This is a genomic window from Pseudoalteromonas sp. H71 (genome assembly GCF_001468485.1).
Taxonomy (GTDB): Bacteria; Pseudomonadota; Gammaproteobacteria; order Enterobacterales; family Alteromonadaceae; genus Pseudoalteromonas.
The window spans coordinates 224926-243093 of sequence record NZ_LODI01000001.1; the positions used below are offsets into that span (position 1 = coordinate 224926).

At 38.5% G+C, this 18168-nt stretch carries 16 protein-coding genes and 1 pseudogene; 8 read left to right on the top strand and 9 right to left on the bottom strand.

All coding sequences use genetic code 11. The features are described from left to right. Positions 1-77: 77 nt before the first annotated feature. Positions 78-1067 (bottom strand): zinc-dependent alcohol dehydrogenase family protein, encoded by a 990-nt coding sequence (locus ATS71_RS01050; RefSeq protein ID WP_058403142.1) that lies wholly within the window; start codon positions 1065-1067, stop codon positions 78-80. A gap of 111 nt (positions 1068-1178) precedes the next feature. Here ATS71_RS01050 and ATS71_RS01055 point away from each other — a divergent pair, with 111 nt between their 5' ends. Then, positions 1179-2078, top strand: a complete 900-nt coding sequence (locus tag ATS71_RS01055) for a LysR family transcriptional regulator (RefSeq protein WP_058403143.1) — start codon at positions 1179-1181, stop codon at positions 2076-2078. 123 nt (positions 2079-2201) lie between these two features. Here the strand turns inward: ATS71_RS01055 and ATS71_RS01060 are convergent, their stop codons facing one another. The 3 genes and pseudogenes from ATS71_RS01060 to ATS71_RS01070 form a co-directional block, all read right to left on the bottom strand. Further along, positions 2202-2441 carry a YdcH family protein gene (locus ATS71_RS01060; RefSeq protein ID WP_058403144.1) on the bottom strand — a complete coding sequence of 80 codons (240 nt, stop codon included), beginning with the start codon at positions 2439-2441 and terminating at the stop codon, positions 2202-2204. Between the two features lie 58 nt (positions 2442-2499). Further along, positions 2500-3333 (bottom strand): annotated as a pseudogene (locus tag ATS71_RS01065) (enoyl-CoA hydratase/isomerase family protein); the annotation flags it as partial. A 316-nt stretch (positions 3334-3649) separates the two neighbouring features. Further along, on the bottom strand, positions 3650-4942 hold the full coding sequence (locus ATS71_RS01070; RefSeq protein WP_058403145.1) for a hypothetical protein: 1293 nt from the start codon (positions 4940-4942) through the stop codon (positions 3650-3652). Between the two features lie 282 nt (positions 4943-5224). Between ATS71_RS01070 and ATS71_RS01075 the strand changes: the two genes are divergently transcribed. Then, entirely contained in the window at positions 5225-7213 is a 1989-nt protein-coding gene (locus ATS71_RS01075; protein ID WP_058403146.1) for a methyl-accepting chemotaxis protein, read from the top strand. A gap of 75 nt (positions 7214-7288) precedes the next feature. Here the strand turns inward: ATS71_RS01075 and kynU are convergent, their stop codons facing one another. Together kynU and ATS71_RS01085 are read right to left on the bottom strand one after the other, a co-directional pair. Further along, positions 7289-8524: a kynureninase gene (kynU, locus tag ATS71_RS01080; protein ID WP_058403147.1), complete on the bottom strand. Its 1236-nt coding sequence runs from the start codon at positions 8522-8524 to the stop codon at positions 7289-7291. Beyond that, entirely contained in the window at positions 8521-9363 is an 843-nt protein-coding gene (locus ATS71_RS01085) for an alpha/beta hydrolase family protein (protein WP_058403148.1), read from the bottom strand. Before ATS71_RS01085 ends, kynU begins: the two co-directional genes overlap by 4 nt. A gap of 366 nt (positions 9364-9729) precedes the next feature. On the opposite strand from ATS71_RS01085, the gene ATS71_RS01090 reads away from it, so the two are divergent. Continuing rightward, complete coding sequence (locus ATS71_RS01090; protein ID WP_058403149.1) at positions 9730-10038, top strand: hypothetical protein; 309 nt, start codon at positions 9730-9732, stop codon at positions 10036-10038. A gap of 41 nt (positions 10039-10079) precedes the next feature. Here the strand turns inward: ATS71_RS01090 and ATS71_RS01095 are convergent, their stop codons facing one another. Beyond that, positions 10080-10667 (bottom strand): acyl carrier protein phosphodiesterase, encoded by a 588-nt coding sequence (locus ATS71_RS01095; RefSeq protein WP_058403150.1) that lies wholly within the window; start codon positions 10665-10667, stop codon positions 10080-10082. Positions 10668-10765: 98 nt separating this feature from the next. Between ATS71_RS01095 and ATS71_RS01100 the strand changes: the two genes are divergently transcribed. The 4 genes from ATS71_RS01100 to ATS71_RS01115 all read left to right on the top strand — a co-directional run bounded on the left by ATS71_RS01100 (position 10766) and on the right by ATS71_RS01115 (position 14803). Next, positions 10766-11242, top strand: coding sequence for a YqhA family protein (locus ATS71_RS01100; RefSeq protein WP_058403151.1), 477 nt, complete (start codon positions 10766-10768; stop codon positions 11240-11242). Positions 11243-11441: 199 nt separating this feature from the next. Next, entirely contained in the window at positions 11442-11687 is a 246-nt protein-coding gene (locus ATS71_RS01105; protein ID WP_058403152.1) for a DUF4235 domain-containing protein, read from the top strand. Positions 11688-12007: 320 nt separating this feature from the next. Continuing rightward, positions 12008-13423 (top strand): amidohydrolase family protein, encoded by a 1416-nt coding sequence (locus tag ATS71_RS01110; protein WP_058403153.1) that lies wholly within the window; start codon positions 12008-12010, stop codon positions 13421-13423. Between the two features lie 231 nt (positions 13424-13654). Next, positions 13655-14803, top strand: coding sequence for a hypothetical protein (locus tag ATS71_RS01115; RefSeq protein WP_058403154.1), 1149 nt, complete (start codon positions 13655-13657; stop codon positions 14801-14803). A 242-nt stretch (positions 14804-15045) separates the two neighbouring features. Here ATS71_RS01115 and ATS71_RS01120 read toward each other — a convergent pair whose 3' ends face one another. Beyond that, complete coding sequence (locus ATS71_RS01120) at positions 15046-15804, bottom strand: substrate-binding periplasmic protein (RefSeq protein WP_058403155.1); 759 nt, start codon at positions 15802-15804, stop codon at positions 15046-15048. Between the two features lie 50 nt (positions 15805-15854). Further along, the gene (locus ATS71_RS01125; RefSeq protein WP_058403156.1) at positions 15855-16829 is read right to left on the bottom strand and encodes a transposase; all 975 of its coding nucleotides are present in this window, start codon (positions 16827-16829) and stop codon (positions 15855-15857) included. A gap of 211 nt (positions 16830-17040) precedes the next feature. Between ATS71_RS01125 and ATS71_RS01130 the strand changes: the two genes are divergently transcribed. Then, positions 17041-18078: a hypothetical protein gene (locus ATS71_RS01130; RefSeq protein WP_058403157.1), complete on the top strand. Its 1038-nt coding sequence runs from the start codon at positions 17041-17043 to the stop codon at positions 18076-18078. The last annotated feature ends 90 nt before the right edge of the window (positions 18079-18168 follow it).

The window sequence follows — 18168 nt, forward strand, 5'->3', positions numbered from 1 at the left end:
TAGAGTGATTTTACCGATAAATAATCAAAAAAAACGAGCACATTTAATAAGTGCTCGGTTAAAATCAACACGACAATTTATAGTGAAATAACCACTTTTCCCATACCTTCACCACTCGCAAGGCGATCATGCGCTTTACCGGCATCCTCAAGGTTAAATTCAATATTATCTAACACAGGCATAAGGTGCCCTTCATCAATAATTGTTGCAAGCTTAGCTAATATTTCACCATGCTGCTGGCGTTTATGGTTGTGCAGCATAGGTATAAGCATAAATACAACATGTAACGACAGCCCTTTAAAATGAGCAGGAGTTAAATCTATTTCTGCCAACGATACCGTAGTAGCAACATGACCATTTAAGGCAGCAGCATCAAACGATTTTAGTAGGTTTGCACCACCAATTGAATCGTAAACAACATCAAAACCCGCGTCCTGAGTGTGTGCCTTAACATAATCGGCAACACTCTGCGTTTTATAATTAATGGCAGTGCCACCTAGTTTTTCGATTAGTGCTGATTGCTTATCGCCACCACCTGTCGCAAATACGTCAGCACCAAAATACTTAGCTAACTGCAAAGCAATATGCCCAACGCCACCAGATCCACCGTGCACTAACACTTTTTGACCGGGCTTTACTGAAGCGCGCATTAAGCCCTCATAAGCCGTAATACCTACTAAAGGAATAGCTGCCGCTTCGCGCATAGACAATGTTTTAGGTTTGTGTGCTATTAACTTAATATCGGCCAGCATATATTCTGCTAACGCGCCTTGTAACTCTGCCAACCCACCAGCGCAGCCGTATACCTCATCGCCTACAGCAAATCCGGTTACCCCATCGCCAACTTCATCAATAACACCGGCAAAATCCATACCTAATACACCCGGTAATGCTGGCGATAAGGGAGCTAATGCGTCACCCATTTGACGAATCATCATATCAACCGTGTTTACGCTCGTAGCCATTACTTTAACGACTACATGGCCTTCTTTTACAGCTGGTTTAACAATATCTGCAGCTTTAAATACATCACTTGCGCCAAACTCATTAATAATCATCGCTTTCATGGTAACCCTCTTATTTAGTTTGTGCATAGAGTATATTTACAAACCATATATATGATAATACACTGAAATGAATAATCAGTTTTAAAATTTCATTAATAATAGGCTTTAATAATGAACAATGAACACATCAAGTTATTCGTTCGTGTTGCCTCTACACACAATATTAGTTCAGCAGGCGCTGAACTAGGTCTGTCGCCGCCGGTCGCCAGCATGCATATTATTAAGCTTGAGGAATCGCTTGGTGTAAAACTTATTCATCGCACTACACGACGAGTATCATTAACAGAGGAAGGCCGTGAATTTTTACCTCACGCCGAAGAGATTTTAAATGCTATAAATAGTGCAAAAGCAGCTGTAGGCGCAGGCTCTTTTACCCCCCAAGGCACGATTCGTGTTGCAGCCCCTTCCTCATTTGGTCGTATGCATATAGTGCCCGCACTTAAAGCTTTTGTTGAGCAGCACCCTGAGCTTAAAGTGGATTTAAGACAAAGTGATAGTATTGTAGACATGGTAGAAGGTGGTTTTGATATCGCTATCAGAAATGCCGAGCTTAACGATTCAACCCTCGTAGCCAGGAAGTTAGCCCGCGACCATAGAATTATATGCGCCTCACCAGGCTACATAGCAGAACACGGAGAACCTAAAACACCACACGACCTTCTTAACCACAATTGTATTAACTTAATTGGTATCGATCATTGGAATTTTAAAACAGCAAACGGCATTGAAAAAATTAAAGTTAAAGGCAATATTCGTATTGATAATGGAGAGTCAATAAGAGATGCATGCATTGATGGAGCCGGCATTACCATCTCATCAATATGGTGTGTTCACCAAGCATTAGCACAAGGAACCCTAGTTCAAATATTAAAAGACTACCCCATGGATTCAAACCCTGCCATTTGGGCGGTATATCCAAGCTCTCGATTGCTTGCGCCAAAAGTGCGTGCGTTTATAGACTTTTTTATAAAGCATTATGGTGAAATCCCATATTGGGAAAACACACAGTAAACTAATACGTACTTTAATTATACCCAATACAAATAAGCAGCCATAAGGCTGCTTATTATACAGTTCCACACTCATTTAATACTCAGCTAAGGTATTAATAGTGTGTTTATTCATAACTCACTATTAAGCTTTCAACAATTGGCAATATAACGCATCTTTTAATATTGCACGCTCTTGCTTTAATTTATGTAAAGCCTCATCGCCAATGGGCGCGTTATCTAGCTCAAGTGTTCTAATTTCTTTATCAAGCTCATGATAGCGCTTTGCATCGTTTCCAAACTCCGCATTAGTCGAACTTAACGCGATAATTTTTTCTTTATATGATGGAAATTCATTAATAAGTGAATGATCTTCGCCTAACATACTAACTCCTATCTATTGTAATTAAGTATGACTTTAATCAATTTGACTGTATGAGTTATTACTTTATCTCCTGGACCTTCATCACTAACTCATTCCAGTTACGTTGGTTTTCAATGTCGTGCTCTAAGCCTTGTTCATCCGCGGCCGCAAAACGCTTAATTGCTGGTGTTTTGCTAGTTGCTTGATATAGCCAGTACGCCTCAGCCTTAAGTGCTTCATCAATTGGTTTATCTATTGATTCATAAACAGCTTGCTTACATGCGTTAATTGATTCTGCAGGAAATTGTGCAATTCGCTTTGCTAGGGTATCAACATAAGGGCCAATTTCATCTGGCTCTAGAGTTTTGTTAATTGTGCCATATGCTTGCGCTTCATCAGCATCAAAGTCACGTGCACTTAATATAATTTCAAGTGCTCTACCTAACCCTGCTTGGCGTGCCATACGTGATGCACCACCGCCACAAGGTAAAATCCCCATACCCACTTCCATTTGCATAAACTTAAATTTACCACGAGCTGCAAAACGCATATCCATAGCAAGTGCAAGTTCATGGCCGCCCCCGCGTGCAAACCCTTCTAGTTTTGCAATAGTTGCTTGAGGTACTTTACTAATGCGCTCACAAACAGATTGCAAGTCAAGTAACTTAACATCATCGCGTGACAACGCTTCTTGAGACATATCTTTAAGTAACTCAGTGTCATAGTGGCAAACCCAAATCTCTGGATTTGCAGATTGAAACACAACCACTTTTGTACTGCGGTCACGCTCCAATCTCATAGCTAAGCTGTTGAGCTCTGCAAGCATGGTGAACCCTTGCACATTTACTGTTCCATAATCGAATGTTACGGTGAGTACGCCCTCTTCTTGCGCTGTTGTGAACGTTTTATACCCTTAATACTTCATAATAAATTCCTCTAAAATTATCTGTTGTTATGTAAACTCAGTAACACCGCATATGCTTGCCAATTGAGTGATTTACAGTCTAGATTACTTTTAAATAATTTATTATTGCTAAATTTAAACAATCAGTTTACACATTTTATTAATAATAAGTTTAATTTAACTAAAGTAGGCGCTCTTTTATTGTTATTGATGCAGTAAAAAAGAGCAGGAAGAAGGAGGTATTGGTAGGTAAAATTTAGTGTGAGTAAATTTAAAAAGCAAAAGGCCACAAGTGTGGCCTTATAAAAGTAACTTAACGCAAAGCCTAATATATTTCAGCACTTACAAATGTATACACGTAGTTGCTAAACTCTGGCTTAGTTAAATGCCCACCTTCAGAAATCGTGTCTAAAAGTTTTGTATAACTGTTTGCATCGGTTGCATTTCCAGCATAACCATAAAGTAATACCGTTAACTCTTCTAAAATAACCTCGTCGGTAGGTTCAGGGAATACACTACCAAAAGATAGATCTGGAATTTGACCACTTATGCCCGCTTTTATTGTCCAATCAAATCGGCTTTCTGCTGCATCATCAACTAAAAAGCTGTAACCCCATATTGTGCGAGCAAATCGGTTGTCAACATTACCAAAGTCAAAGCTTGAATCACTGTTTTCAGTAAATTGAAGTAAACTAAACCCTAAATCATCAGTAACGCTCGGAAACGTGGTCAGCTGATAATCACCATTACTATCTATTGCGCTTCGGGCATAGCTTTGAATCTCAATGTCAACACCATCTACATTCATAAGGTCTGACATAAAATCAAGCTGCACATAAAAATTATGCTCAGTCACTGTTGGGAATACAAAAAGCGTGCTTGATATATCAGAGCCACTATATTGAACAAACCTATACGTATTATCCGCTTCTATGTAACCTCGAGTACTAGCATAATCAGCATCGGCATCTAATTGAACTGGAACTTCAACACCGTCATGAATAAAATCTTCATCTGTTAGGGTGATAACTGATGAGTTAACCGGTATATCAATAACGGCAGCTTTCGCATCAACTGAGTACCTAGAAAGCGCCGTTAAATAAAGCTTGTTATCATTCGGGCAAATATTTACAGACCCTGAAACTTCATTACCTTGTGATTGATATATTGTGTAATCAGACGCAATCGTGCTTAGCGCTGTTGTATCAACATTATATTCAGTACATCCACAATCACCTGTGAAGTCATTAAAATAAAAGGTGCCTAAATTAGTTCTATTTTCAATATCAAGCTCTGTGATAATTTGCTTATAACCGCCGTCTTCTTCATCAAACACATCACCTAGTACTGATACATGTTTGGTACCTGAGGGTAACTCACCTGAAAATTTACCTTCTGCATCGGTTTTAACAGAACCGATAGCATCGCCATCATCACTATGAAAAACAACATCTGCTTGATACGCTGAATCAGCCCCGCATTCGCGTGTTAATGTTTGTAAGGCAATAGTTTGAAGTTGAACTGTGCTGCCAGAGCTACTTTCTGATGAAGAGCCACCACATGCGCTAAGCGTTAAAGAAAGTGTAATAGCAAGCGGGGTAAGTATAAATTTATTCATTTTAATTAGTCCGTTAAATTGGTCCACCTATCATTATCTCAACTTAAGCAAAACAATAACAAGGTAACCACCACCAAAACGCTTACAAAATTGCAGCAGTTTGTAAACAAAGCACTGTTAAATACCTCACAAACAACGTTGTTCATCAAATTAACTCGCTTACTCGAGTGAATTTATTAAAAACTACACTACGCTTTATGTATTAAATAGCTAATAGCCGTTTACTTACTCAACCATTGCTTAGCCAAAATACTGAGATAAATACACTATAGGACTGACCTTATGAATCGCTTACTTGGGCGACTATCTATTATTCAACTCTCTTTGCTGACCTCAATAATATTAATGGTTTTTATTTTTATACTTTTAATACAAAACATCACAAATAAATGGCAAGAGTCGCAAACACTACAGCAAGATATAACGTTAATTAGCCTTCTCGATGCGCTTGAAAAAGTGGCACATAATCATGCTGTAGAGCGCGGTTTAACAGCAGGATTTTTAGGAAGTGGCTCAGACGCAGCAAAAAACAAAGTGCTCGCGCAACGCCAAAAAGCAGATGCTTCAATACAGCATTTAAAGTCGGTAAGTGCTCAACTCACTAAAAATTCTACAAAGGTCTCTAAAAATTTAAGTATTCTTTTTGATCTCAATGCTGAAAAAGCGGCATTACGCACTCAAGTTGATAATAAAGCAGCCCCTAGTGCATTCGCGTTTTACAGTAAACTAAACCAAATTTCACTTGATGTAGCGGCAAACCTGAGCAGCCAAATAAAGCACCCTGTGTTATCTAAAGATCTCAATATTGCTTTTTTACTTGCTCACTATAAAGAACGCTTAGGTCAAAACCGAGGAAAAATAAACGGCACTCTAGCTAAAAAGCAATTAACGAGTGTTACGCAGCAAAATATTGCCTTATACAATTCAGAAATAGATTTGCTCAATCAATACTTAATAGCTAACTTACAAGGCCAACAATTGCAAAGCTTTAACAGTATTATACAAAGCGATGACTCACGTAAAATTAATGCAATAACAAATACATTACTCAGCACAAACTCCCCAAACTTTACGACCTTGCCGGCAGCGTCGGAGTGGTTTCCTATGGCAACACAGCAAATAACTCAAATTAAACAATTACTAGACACCCAATGGAATACGGTTGATAAAGATGGCCTTGAATTAAAAGAAGCGGCCGATACAACGCTTACACTCACTATTGCCTACTTTTTAGTTACATTAGCTATCATAGCGTACCTAAACTTTCATTTATTAAGTACCCTCAAAAAAGAGTTGAGCCAACTAACGTCACTATTACTTAAAGCCGAAAAAGGCGACCTAACAATAGACATAAGGCTTAAAAGTAAAGATGAACTCGGCGAAATATCAAATGCCATTCACAATACTATTTTCGCTTTTAAAGACCTATTATTAGGGCTCGACCATTCAATCAATTCAGGCTCTAAACTCAGCGATGATATGAGCAATGCAACCAAAACAGTACTTGATGATTCAAACAAAACATTGGCCATGGCGAGTAATATAGCCACCGCAATAGAAGAAATGGCTACAACAAGCCGCGAAATAGCAGGCTCTGCCTCTGAAACACTCAGCTCGAGTGACGAGTTAAACAAACAAGCCAATCTATTGATTGAAGATAACAAACTTAGCCAAAGCTCTATTAGTGAGCTTGCTACAGGCATGTCTAATGTAGAGGAAGTAGTGAGTAAAATGGATCAGCAGGTAGCCAGCATATCGTCCATTTTAGACTCAATTAGTAACATAGCCGAACAAACCAATTTACTTGCACTAAACGCCGCAATTGAAGCAGCTAGAGCCGGCGAACACGGCCGAGGGTTTGCCGTTGTTGCTGACGAGGTAAGAAGCCTTGCTGGAAACAGTAAAGAATCATCAGAAAAAATTTCGTCTTTGCTCGGAGAGTTACAGTCTATCAGCGACCAAGTAGTTAGATCTATTGTAGCAAGTACTAAATTATCAAAAGCCACTTTAGAGCGGTTTGATCAAGCAAGGACAGTGTCTGAGCAAGTACATGCACAAAGTAAAGTACTCGAAAACTTAGCCATGAACGTATCATCAGCCGCAGAACAACAGTCGACAGTTGCGTCGAATATAGCAGTGGATGCTGCAAGCGTATTTGAATACGCAAATCACGAAGTTGAAGCCGCACGCAAGCAAGAAGTAATTTTTAATGAAATGCAACTTAATACTGCAACCCTACAACATACAATGAAAAACTTTAAGTTTCAGTAGTTAATAACAAGCTTGTAAATACAACTAAAGGCCAATTGCTTAAGCAAAATAAACCAAAGCAATTGGCCAACTTTATCAAGTTACTTTGCCCGGTAAGTTAAACCTTGGCTCGGCGTATAGCTTTGTTGTTACTACATCAACTAAAATATTCACTGCGTTCCATACATCTTCAAACGAGGTATACAAAGGCGTAAAACCAAACCGTAAAATGTTAGGCGCTCTAAAGTCAGCTATAACCCCTTTTTCTATTAATGCTTGGCAAATAGCGAATGCCTGGTTATGCGAAAAAGCCAATTGGCTTCCACGTTGGATTGAATCCTCAGTAGAGCATAAACGCAAATCAACCAAGCTAGCATGCGACTGCACAAGGGTAATAAACATATCGGCTAAAGCAATCGACTTAGCCCTCACATCACCTATTTTAACGTTTTCCCATACATCAAGCGCGGCATCTAACGCACTCATAGCAATAACACTTGGCGTACCACATAAATACTGATTAATACTTTCTGGCCGCTCGTAATGGGCATTAAATGCAAATGGTTTTGCATGCCCCATCCAACCGCTTAATGGCTGTTTAACTGTACTTTGGTGGCGCTTGGCAACATATAAAAAGGCAGGCGACCCTGGGCCACCATTTAAATATTTGTAGCCACAGCCTACTGCAAAATCAACGTTGCATTTATCCAACTCAACCGGCAATGCACCTGCACTGTGCGCTAAATCCCATATCACTAAAATACCTTTTTGCTGAGCGAGCTTTGTTAGCTTTTGCATATTTAAAAGCTTACCGGTTCTAAAGTTAACTTGGGTAAGTAACAATACAGCGATGTCATCAGTTAAGTTTTGCTCAATACATTGCTCTTCAACTAATTTTAATTGGCATAAATCAGTGCCTAATAAATCGCTTAAGCCTTGCACCATGTATAAATCGGTCGGAAAATTATCTTGCGTTGATAACACTTTACAACGACCCGTGTTTAACATAAGCGCGCTGCTTAAAAGCTTAAATAAGTTTATTGAAATCGAATCACAACAAATTACCTGGCCTTTTTCGGCACCAACTATGGGCGCTATTTTTTCGCCAACCTGCGTAGGTAAATCAATCCATTGGTGATCGTTCCAGCTTCTAATTAAATGACTCCCCCACTGATCGCTCACTACTGCCGCTACTCTGGTTTTAACCCCTTTGGGTAAAGCTCCTAGCGAATTACCGTCTAAATAAATAGTATTTGCGGGTAAATCAAATTCATCACGCTTGCTTGCAAGTGCATCGGCTTTATCAAGCGCTACAATATCATCAAAATTCATTTATCTATTCCGTTTAAATGTTCAACTAACGTGCTAAAAGCAGCAGAACCTGGGTGTATCCAATCAAAATGTCCCACCCCTTTGAGTAAATCTACCGGCCGATTAAGTTGCTCTAACTTATACGCCGGGACAATGCTGTCATTCGCACCTTGTAAAATTATGCTTTGCGCATGCAAGGGTTGCTCGCTTGGGTTGGCCTGAGTGTATTGTTCGGGCTTATCGCTTGGCATACCTTGCATAAAATCTTTAGCTACTTTTTGACAACTATTAGTACCTGCCGCGTAGGCTTTAATATCGGTAATGGGAGCAAGGCCAATGACGCCTTTTAATTCACTTATTTTTCCACCTGCAAGTAACGCTAAATGCCCACCAGCCGAGTGCCCCACAACAACAGCATTATTAAGTTTAAACTCACCACTATTGTAAGTACTTGATGCTAAAATACCGGTTTTTATATCGTTAAATGTAACAGGCCAACCGCCACCGCTTTCGCCGCTTCGGCGATATTCCACCGACCATACATTAAACCCTGCCTGTGCCAAGCCCGTACTTAACGCATAAGTATGTTTTATGTCGTATGCACTTAACCAACAACCACCATGCAGTAATACCACCAACGGCTTTGATTTAGTTTGTTCAGCATGCGTGGCTCGCCAAAGTAATACAAATTGTGATTCGTCACTGCCATAGTGTATTTTTTCGTTAGCATTTGCAAAACCGAGCGACGCCACTTTGGAATACGCAACATTGTTTTCAACAACAGGAAACTCAATGTTGTTGGTAGTCGTACACCCACTTAAAATCCACATACCTAAAAGTAAAACAACCGTATTTTTCACAACACAACTTCCTTTTTAAATCTTAAAAATAGCATCTTGCGCCTATTAAACTGCAAGCCTACTTGTACGTATCACTTGCATCATCACGTCACTTAGTTATTAATTAATAACACTTTAGTAACTGCAATTATTATTGTTATACACAAACTGGGCGTAATAAATTGACTCCTATGCTTACGTATTTAACCAAACGCTATAAAACCCTCGCCAAGTTAACCATGCTAAAAGCGACGAGTAAAGTTACTGCGTTTAAGCTTATGTTTATTAGAAAATAACTATTAACTTAGCTTTAAGGTGTTGGGCACTAAAAGCTGATGTATAATGACCCACTCTGGCTATTATTATGCCCTCAAGTGGAACACTAGAATGAAAAAACTATCTAAAGTACAAGAAAAACAACAAGCGCTTGTGCTTAACGTTGCCGATAAAATAGAAGAGCAAGGCCGCGCTGAACTACCCGGTATGCTGCAATGTTGGTTTGACGTGGAGTATCACTTATTTCCGGGCTCGTTACTTATGTGCTTTCAGTTTGAAAACCAACAAGCCCTTGATGCCGCAGAGCCCAACATATTAAAATGGCAAAAACGATTAAGCGGCGCCATGCTTAAAAAAGGCGTTATTTTAAAAGACATGCGCAAACACCTAAAATTCACATTAAATGGCCCAGAAGACTAAACGCGTTAGCAAAAAATCGCCGAATATTTACTAACAAAGATTTAAATCTCCTCTGCATTAAACTCTGTTACATGCGTTATTAATTGTGGAAAAAACGCTAAAAAAGCCTCATCCAACTGGTAGTAATGGCGTTTTATATCTTGGGCAGCGCCAGCAAATTGGTTGGCAAAGCGAATACGATTAGCAATGTTGTCTAGCGCAGTCCCCACACCATTAATAGTTTCGTAATCTTTAAACCAATCGTTTTTAGTCATGCTAGTAACTACGCGCTGCATACGCGGTGGCATGTGCGCCAACCGCTGATTTAAAAGCCCAAAACTGTTACGTTTAAAATCACTCAAAGGTTGCTCGCTAAACTGCTGCCAATGCGTAATTAAAAAGTGATCAAACACCACATCTATTGCCACGCCTGCAAAGCGCCTTCGCGCTGGCGAAAAATACTGTTTAGCCTCTTTAACAACGGGGTGTGCATCTGTGAACTTATCAACTAGATAGTGATTATTTAACGCATTTTTTACAGGCTCTGACAGCTGTGCCACATGCCTATGGCCGCCAAAATCGCCTAGTAAATTTCCAAAGTGGGAGTCAGCCGTTGGCTTTGCAAAATAAAGGTGAGCTAAATAATTCAATGTGTTCTCAAGTTTATTACTCTGTTTAAATAGTAACTTAGGGATCTAACATATACTATGCTTCGTATAGATTTAGTCTAATTATGAAGTTGAGCAACATGGAAAATATATTTCAAACTAGCCGTTTTTTAGTTGTCATTGCGGTTATCACCGCAGCAGTATCATCGCTCCTTGTTTATGTTTCATGCGTTAATATTGTTTTTAATATAGTGGTTTCAACCATTCTCGACCTGCCCGACTCAGCCAAAGCAGGTAAAGCCCTCATAGTTGAACTACTTAAAATACTCGATTTACTATTAATAGGCATTACCTTGCAAGTTATAGCCATTAGCTTATACCGCTTGTTTATATCGCCTGCTAAATCAAAAGAAAGTAAATTTTTAGCCGCTTTTAAGATTAAAGACTTTCATGATTTAAAAATAACTCTCGTACAAGTCACCTCTGTTGTACTCGTTATATTATTTTTAGAACATGCAGTGGAATTTGGCGGCACAATAGAAACCCTGTACCTAGGAATAGCCATTGCCATTGTTATAGCCGCATCAACATTTGCATGGCGCTCAATGAAAGATTAACCAAAAAAGTGTTAAAAACGCTTCGTGGTTAGTCAAATTAAAAATGAATACAAAGCTCAGCCTCATGGTTTTATATTTAAAATAGCGGCTTAATTAGGGCTTTGTCACCTTTCGGTATGTAACTTGCTGTTACTCATATTCTTACTTTAAAAATTAAACATAAATAACCCCTATTGATATGTATTAAAAGGAGAACATTATGAGTAATAAACAACTAATTACGACGATAGGTATAGGCTTGGCCGCAGCTTCTGCTGGTATGTTAACAAGGAAAACTTTACAAAAATCGTGGGAAAAGGTTACCAACGAGCCCGCCCCAAAAGACAAGCCAAGTGAAAATACAGAGATCAAAGAAGCCGTAACATGGGCAGTCGTCTCAGGTATTGGAGCGGGCGTTGCAAGAATGGCCGTACGTTACTTACTCGACAAGCGCCAATCTAAGTAGGCTAATAATAAAGCCTCTTGTCATTTGTTACAGGAGGTTTAACCTACCTATCATTTACCCAGCCAATAATTCCCCAAAACAATACCGTTATGAATATGTAAGCGTATTCCTGCAATAGACCATGTACGATTCCCCATCTAACTATTAAAACCAGAGCAAAAGGCAATACATTTTTAAGCACTGCTCAAGCACTTAGGAAGCCTCTCTCTTTAGTTAAATTATAGGTTCAACGTTTTGTTTTGCTAAGTTATGTATTTTGACGTTATCTTAACTGAGCAACTATAACTATCAGATAATAATTAAACAAAAGGAATGTACCGATGTTGAATATTACAGCAACAAGTTTATATAGATCTGCACTCTCAGTTTTAACCTGCTTATCTTTATTAAGTATTTTAGTAGTACCCATAGCAAGTGCTGCAAAGCAATCTGAACCCACCGCATTAGTTGGCGGAAGACTGATAGATGGCTTTGGTAATCAGCCACTTGCCAACAGCGTAATATTAGTAAAAAACGGACTCATTGAAAAAGTTGGAACAGTTGATACGTTACCTGTACCTACGGGGTACAAAATTGTCTCAACAGAAGGCATGGATATACTTCCTGGCCTTTGGGAAAACCATGCACACTTAATGCTAAATGGTCATGCTGATTACAAGCACTGGCATAAAGAATATACTCCTAAACTAACAAGCGAAATAATGCCTGCAAGCGCTGAACAATTATTGTTAGCTGGGATCACCAGTGCCCGCGATTTAGGCGCACCATTAAAAGACTCCATTACAATAAAAAATAAAATAGAGAATGGTGAAATTCCAGGTCCACGCTTGTTTGTTTCGGGTCCCTTTTTGCAACACGAAGCCTACCCTGGTACCGAGCTGTATAGGTGGGGTGTTAAAAACGTTGAAGATGCCAAAAAAAAGGTCAACAAATTGGCTGATGCAGGTGTTGATATTATCAAACTCATTGACCACGACATGATGAAACTTGAGGTAGCACAAGCTATTGTTGACCAAGCCCATAAACGCAATTTAGTCGTGGTTGCTCACTCACATAAACCTGACGAAATTAGACGAGGCTTAGAAATAGGGGTGGATAATTTTGAGCACACAGGACTTACCACAGCTCCCGAATTTCCAAACGATGTGATTGCTTTACTCAGAGAGCGCACAGCCAAAGGCAGAATTGCCGGCGGACCACTTTATTGGACCCCAACGGTAGAAGGACTTTGGAATTATGACTTAACCGTTGCCAACCCTGAGCGTTTAGATAATAAATGCTGGCACCGAGGACTAGAAAAAAGCACTATTGATGATATTCGCGGCTCATTAAAAAATGTAGGCGAGCTTGAATATATGCAACTAACACCAATGCGCAAACCCACATTAAAACGAAAAATTCAACAATTAAAAGAATCTGGCGTAGTTTTATTGGTAGGTACCGACAGCGGAATACCAACCAAATTTCACTGTCAAAGCACATGGAACGAATTAGCTGTATGGGTAAACGAAATGGAAATTTCTGCAATGGATACAATTCGTGCCGCGACTTATTGGCCATCAGTGCTAATGAAAGTAAACGATAAAGTGGGAACGGTAAGCGAAGGAAAATATGCAGATATTATTGCTGTTAAAGGTGATGTATTGCGTTATATAAACCTTTTACAGCATGTTGATCTAGTCATGAAAAACGGTAAAGTTTATAAACTAGATGGTAAAGCGACAGCTGATAAATAAGGTCCTACACCTTTTATTCTCCACTTCTTTAATACATGTTAGAAGTGGAGGAAATTTATTAAATATTCTAACTTTGTTCACCTGTAAAAGAAGCTTAATATTAGCTTTATAAATAAAAAATAAATTAAAAAAAGCAAATATCAGTCGATTCAACGTTAATGAGTTGCTGTAAGTTAACAATAATAGGATAGTAAAATACATATAAAACAATCGCGTTATCTTAGGAATATTATGATCAAAGTATTATTAGCGACCAGCTTAATAGCCTCTTCATTCGCTGCTTTAAGTAATCCTTCAACTGTTGAAGAACAGCGCATCAACAAAGCCCAATCGGCAATGCCACATGTTTTAAAAGCATTTACCCCACAAGTATCGAGTTTTGAGCAGCAATTTAAAGAGCTTAACAACTTTAAAAGTGCAAAAACATTAGTACAACGCTTTAGCTTTGAACTGTGGGAAAGCGCCAAGCATCGCATAATAAAAACCAATAATTACGACGACCGAGCACTTTACTGGGCGCGCCTGCTTTCAAGCAAAGTAATACGCACAACATCGCCTAAGTTTTCAATTACGCAGGCTCAACTAAATACCTTACTAACCCTACTTGAAGAAGGTAGCAGAGGCCGCACCGATCTTGATTTTTCATCAGGCAGCACTAAAAAAATATTACTAACGGGCTTTGACCCATTTTTACTCGATAGAAACATAAACCAAAGTAACCCCTCAGGTGTTGCAGCGTTATTACTCGACGGCCAAGTTATTAATTACAACGGCATAAGCGCAGAAATTAACACCGTTATGGTGCCTGTGCGCTACGAAGACTTTGATCAAGGCATAATAGAATCACTACTTGCCCCCTACTACGCACTTAATAATGTAGACATGGTAGTCACCGTAAGTATGGGCAGAACAGAATTTGATTTGGAGCACTTCCCGGGTAAACGCCGCAGTGTAACTGCCCCCGACAATGCCAATATTGTGTATGGTGGAACGCAAACAAACCCAGTAATACCAAAACTTAATGGCCGACCACTCCCGGGCAACGAGTTTGTAAAATTTAGCTTGCCTGTAAGTTACATGCAACAAGCCAAAGGCCCTTATAAAGTTATCGACAACCGTGAAGTCACCACGCTTGAAAAAACCTATAAGGCGCCTTCGTACGGCGAGCTTAAAAATAGTATTGCGGTAAATGGCGGCGGCGGTGGTTACCTGTCTAACGAAATATCGTACCGAAGTATTCGCCTACGCGATGCGCTTAATTCAAGTATACCTACAGGGCATATTCATACCCCTCGTATACAACAATTCGAACCTGAAACAGAAGCTAAAATAGTAAAACAAATAAAGGCAATGCTAGAGCAAAGCTTAGTCGCGCTATAGTTTATAAAAACAAATTTAAGCGAGTAATAATGGGCAATTATTGCCCATTATTTTAATCAGCTGAATATGGCTTTTTATGATTGGTAGGTGGAGAATATTTTTATTGGCGTCTTCATAAAACGCTTACTTTAACGAAATAATAAAACGAAGTTATTTAAGACAAATTTTGCATTTTTTCACTCACAAATATGAAGTAAAACACTCTCTACAGGCTGCCCTTAAAAATAAATAAAATATAACGACTATTTATCAAAGCTAGACAAAAACATACTTTCAGGTACTTTATTTTTAATCATAACGTCATGGTATGTACCGTCGCTTATACCCAAATAAATCGCTTTATTCACTACCGCCATAGCTTTTAAACTTTCAGCAATGTCTTTTGCAAATGCAACATGAATTGAACGTTTCTCAATCACGTTAGAGTCAAATAATATGTCGTTTTTAAATTCAATCAACTCAGTGCTTAACAAATACTTGCCATAGCTTTCTGACATAATTAAGCGGTCTACTTTTTGGTTAAAAAGCAGTTTAAACCCTTGCTGAGCCGTGGCAACTTCTAACAGCTCATAAGTGTGATAGCCCGTTAATATTTTATCGTGCACACCTAAACGAACACCCGCAATAATATTTTCTTTGTCTTTTCTATCCTTGTGATAAAAAGCACCAAACGCCCCCACTCCAATTGGCTTTGACAAAACCGCCCACTGCTCTCGTCCTGGCAGATTAGCTGCTAAAAATAAACCGTCAGCTTTTCCTGACTGAGTATAATAGTTCGCTCTAGCCCAAGGTAAAACAATGGCGTCTACTTTATACCCTAGTTTAGCTAAACTTTGATTTAAAAATTGCCAGCTAGCACGATAAATTGGGTAATTCTCCATCAACATTTTGTCATGATCATGACCAACTGCAAACGTAATGGTTTTATCCTTTTCACTGGCATTTAACGAGCTGATATTAAAGCATAAAATGTAAAGTAGAATGAGCGCTCTACGAACCATAGTAACCTCTTATTTAAAAGGGAATTTATAAGGCATAAGTCAACAAGGGGTCAAATCTTGACTTCAGACATCAAGCAATCTCGAAGCGCTTCCCACTGTAATTTAACCTTCTTATCTTCAACCATTAATGCATTTAATCTACCAACAGTTTTTGATACTGCCGAATAGTGCTTAACATTAAAAACATTTGCTAATGCCTGCAAATCTAATCCCGTTAAATCTTGGCAAAATTTAATAGCAAACCAACGGGGTAAGTTTTTCTCTTTTCGCCCCTTTTTAACCATAACTATATCATCTACCTCAACATTAAGGTGTTTAGCTAAGTAAGTAATTACATCATTCGCTGAGTGCTTTTTACTAACAAGCTTACTTTCACTGTTTGATGTTGCAATATAATCCTTTAAGTTTTCAATAAAATCTTCACAGCCTAACACCGACAGTAACTTTTTAGCGCCATAAAAAGCGCTTATCTCTTCATTGCTCTCATATTCAACAAACTGTTTGTACGCAGCATATTTACGCTTTTTACCTTGCAGCGAAAATATAAAATCTCTATTTAGCCATTTAGGTGTCGCACCACTTTTAATAAAAGCTGAATAGCTAGACCATTTGTACTTAGCAAAGTCATCTACCAACGGGGTGCTCGTTTCAATTGGGTAACGATGAATATACCGACTAACATGTAATAAGTAATTATCAGCATCCACCAACACTGCTTTGTAGCGCCCTCTAAACAGCGCACCATCTGTATTATGGGTACGGTTAAAGTATTGAGTATAAAGACCATTAATATGCTTCATAGCTCGGCCTAAATTAGCATCGGGGGTTTTTATTAACAGGTGGTAATGATTAGTCATTAAACAATATGAGTGCACTTCAATATTAAAACGAAGGCTTGCTTGCTCAATGCAATATAGAAAATACTTAAAGTCGTCATCGCTCAAAAAGGTATTTTCATGCCCTCTACCACGATTCATCACATGATAAAACGCATTCTCATACTCTATTCGCAGCGGCCTAGACATAGCAATTCACTCAGTAAGCTGTAAAATAGAAATCTAGAACATTGATGTATGAAGTCAAGATTTCACCCCTTTGGTTTTCACAGTAAGCTGTAAAATATAAATCTAGAGCATTGATGTATGAAGTCAAGATTTGACCCCTTTGGTTTCAGACCCCTTTGGTTTTCAGACCCCTTTGGTTTTCAATCTGATGCCCATAACAGAGGTAAATTAAGTGCCATTAAAAAATATATTACCTGTAATTCTGATGATTGGCGGAATAGCCCTTTATTTTTCTAATTTTGACAGCCCATCAAAATTAGAAAAAAACACTGTTAATATAAATACAAAACATTCAGATACTAAACACCATACAAAATTTGATGACGCTTTGCAGCTACCCCAAAATAAAAAAGAATTAGGCATCAAGGTATTAGAAAGAAAAGTTGAGCAAAAGAGGGGAATACATCAAAATTGGTGCTCAGCTTCAAAAGACGTCATAATAGAGGACCGTATACTAATCGAAGACTCCATGAGTGATTGGGATGCAAGAATAGGCAAGGCTTATGTCGGATTCCGCGCAGAGATACATCAAGATGACTTTTTTTATCCCGACAACTATGTTTTAGCTCCCTATCAAGAAATGGGCTTAGACGAACTCGAAAGGTCCGCTAATTTAAATGATAAATGGGCCATGGTGACATTTATACAAATGGCAACGTATAAAGAACATAAGAAAGCTCTAAATTTTGCAAATGAGCTACTTATTCAAGGCGCTGTTCATCATGCACTTGAGTATTTAGTAAAATCAGAATTAATTCTGGCTAAAAGTAACCTTATGAAAAACGACTTAAATAGCGCTAGCAATAATGTTGCCAATGCTATTGCATACTCAATATTAGGTCTAGAAGAGTATAGCGAAGGTGGTCTGAAAGCATATTTAGGTATTATAGAAAGAGATAAAGAACTTAAAGAACTTAAAGAAATCTTTCAACCGTTAAGATTTTTAAAAGAAAGAAGTTCACTTATTAAAAAAACATATAACAAAGTCAGCCTAAAACTATCAGATGAGCGAGAAAGCAGATCTATTTTTCTTGAACAAGCACCAGATTTAGTCAAAAAGTACTTTAACACTAACTTGGCTGCCGTTACTTTAAATAAAGAAAAAGAATTAGACCTATTAAATGAATTGAATATCAGCAATACATTATCAAAGGCTGACACTAAATGTGTTGATAAATTGAGAGATGCAATGCAATCTTTTGTAAAATAACTAGGCATTGGTAATTTTAATTAAACAATTTTGTTATTGATAAGTTTAGTAGAGAAGGTCACCCATTAGAAAGTTCCGGTCAAGCAGGCA

What these genes read in the sequence shown, in the direction of transcription:
- ATS71_RS01115 (WP_058403154.1), top strand. Translation starts at nt 13,655, where the DNA reads ATGATCAAAGTATTATTAGCGACCAGCTTAATAGCCTCTTCATTCGCT.
- ATS71_RS01100 (WP_058403151.1), top strand. Translation starts at nt 10,766, where the DNA reads ATGGAAAATATATTTCAAACTAGCCGTTTTTTAGTTGTCATTGCGGTT.
- ATS71_RS01050 (WP_058403142.1), bottom strand. Translation starts at nt 1,067, where the DNA reads ATGAAAGCGATGATTATTAATGAGTTTGGCGCAAGTGATGTATTTAAA.
- ATS71_RS01055 (WP_058403143.1), top strand. Translation starts at nt 1,179, where the DNA reads ATGAACAATGAACACATCAAGTTATTCGTTCGTGTTGCCTCTACACAC.
- kynU (WP_058403147.1), bottom strand. Translation starts at nt 8,524, where the DNA reads ATGAATTTTGATGATATTGTAGCGCTTGATAAAGCCGATGCACTTGCA.
- ATS71_RS01110 (WP_058403153.1), top strand. Translation starts at nt 12,008, where the DNA reads ATGTTGAATATTACAGCAACAAGTTTATATAGATCTGCACTCTCAGTT.
- ATS71_RS01105 (WP_058403152.1), top strand. Translation starts at nt 11,442, where the DNA reads ATGAGTAATAAACAACTAATTACGACGATAGGTATAGGCTTGGCCGCA.
- ATS71_RS01075 (WP_058403146.1), top strand. Translation starts at nt 5,225, where the DNA reads ATGAATCGCTTACTTGGGCGACTATCTATTATTCAACTCTCTTTGCTG.
- ATS71_RS01120 (WP_058403155.1), bottom strand. Translation starts at nt 15,804, where the DNA reads ATGGTTCGTAGAGCGCTCATTCTACTTTACATTTTATGCTTTAATATC.
- ATS71_RS01090 (WP_058403149.1), top strand. Translation starts at nt 9,730, where the DNA reads ATGAAAAAACTATCTAAAGTACAAGAAAAACAACAAGCGCTTGTGCTT.
- ATS71_RS01125 (WP_058403156.1), bottom strand. Translation starts at nt 16,829, where the DNA reads ATGTCTAGGCCGCTGCGAATAGAGTATGAGAATGCGTTTTATCATGTG.
- ATS71_RS01060 (WP_058403144.1), bottom strand. Translation starts at nt 2,441, where the DNA reads ATGTTAGGCGAAGATCATTCACTTATTAATGAATTTCCATCATATAAA.
- ATS71_RS01070 (WP_058403145.1), bottom strand. Translation starts at nt 4,942, where the DNA reads ATGAATAAATTTATACTTACCCCGCTTGCTATTACACTTTCTTTAACG.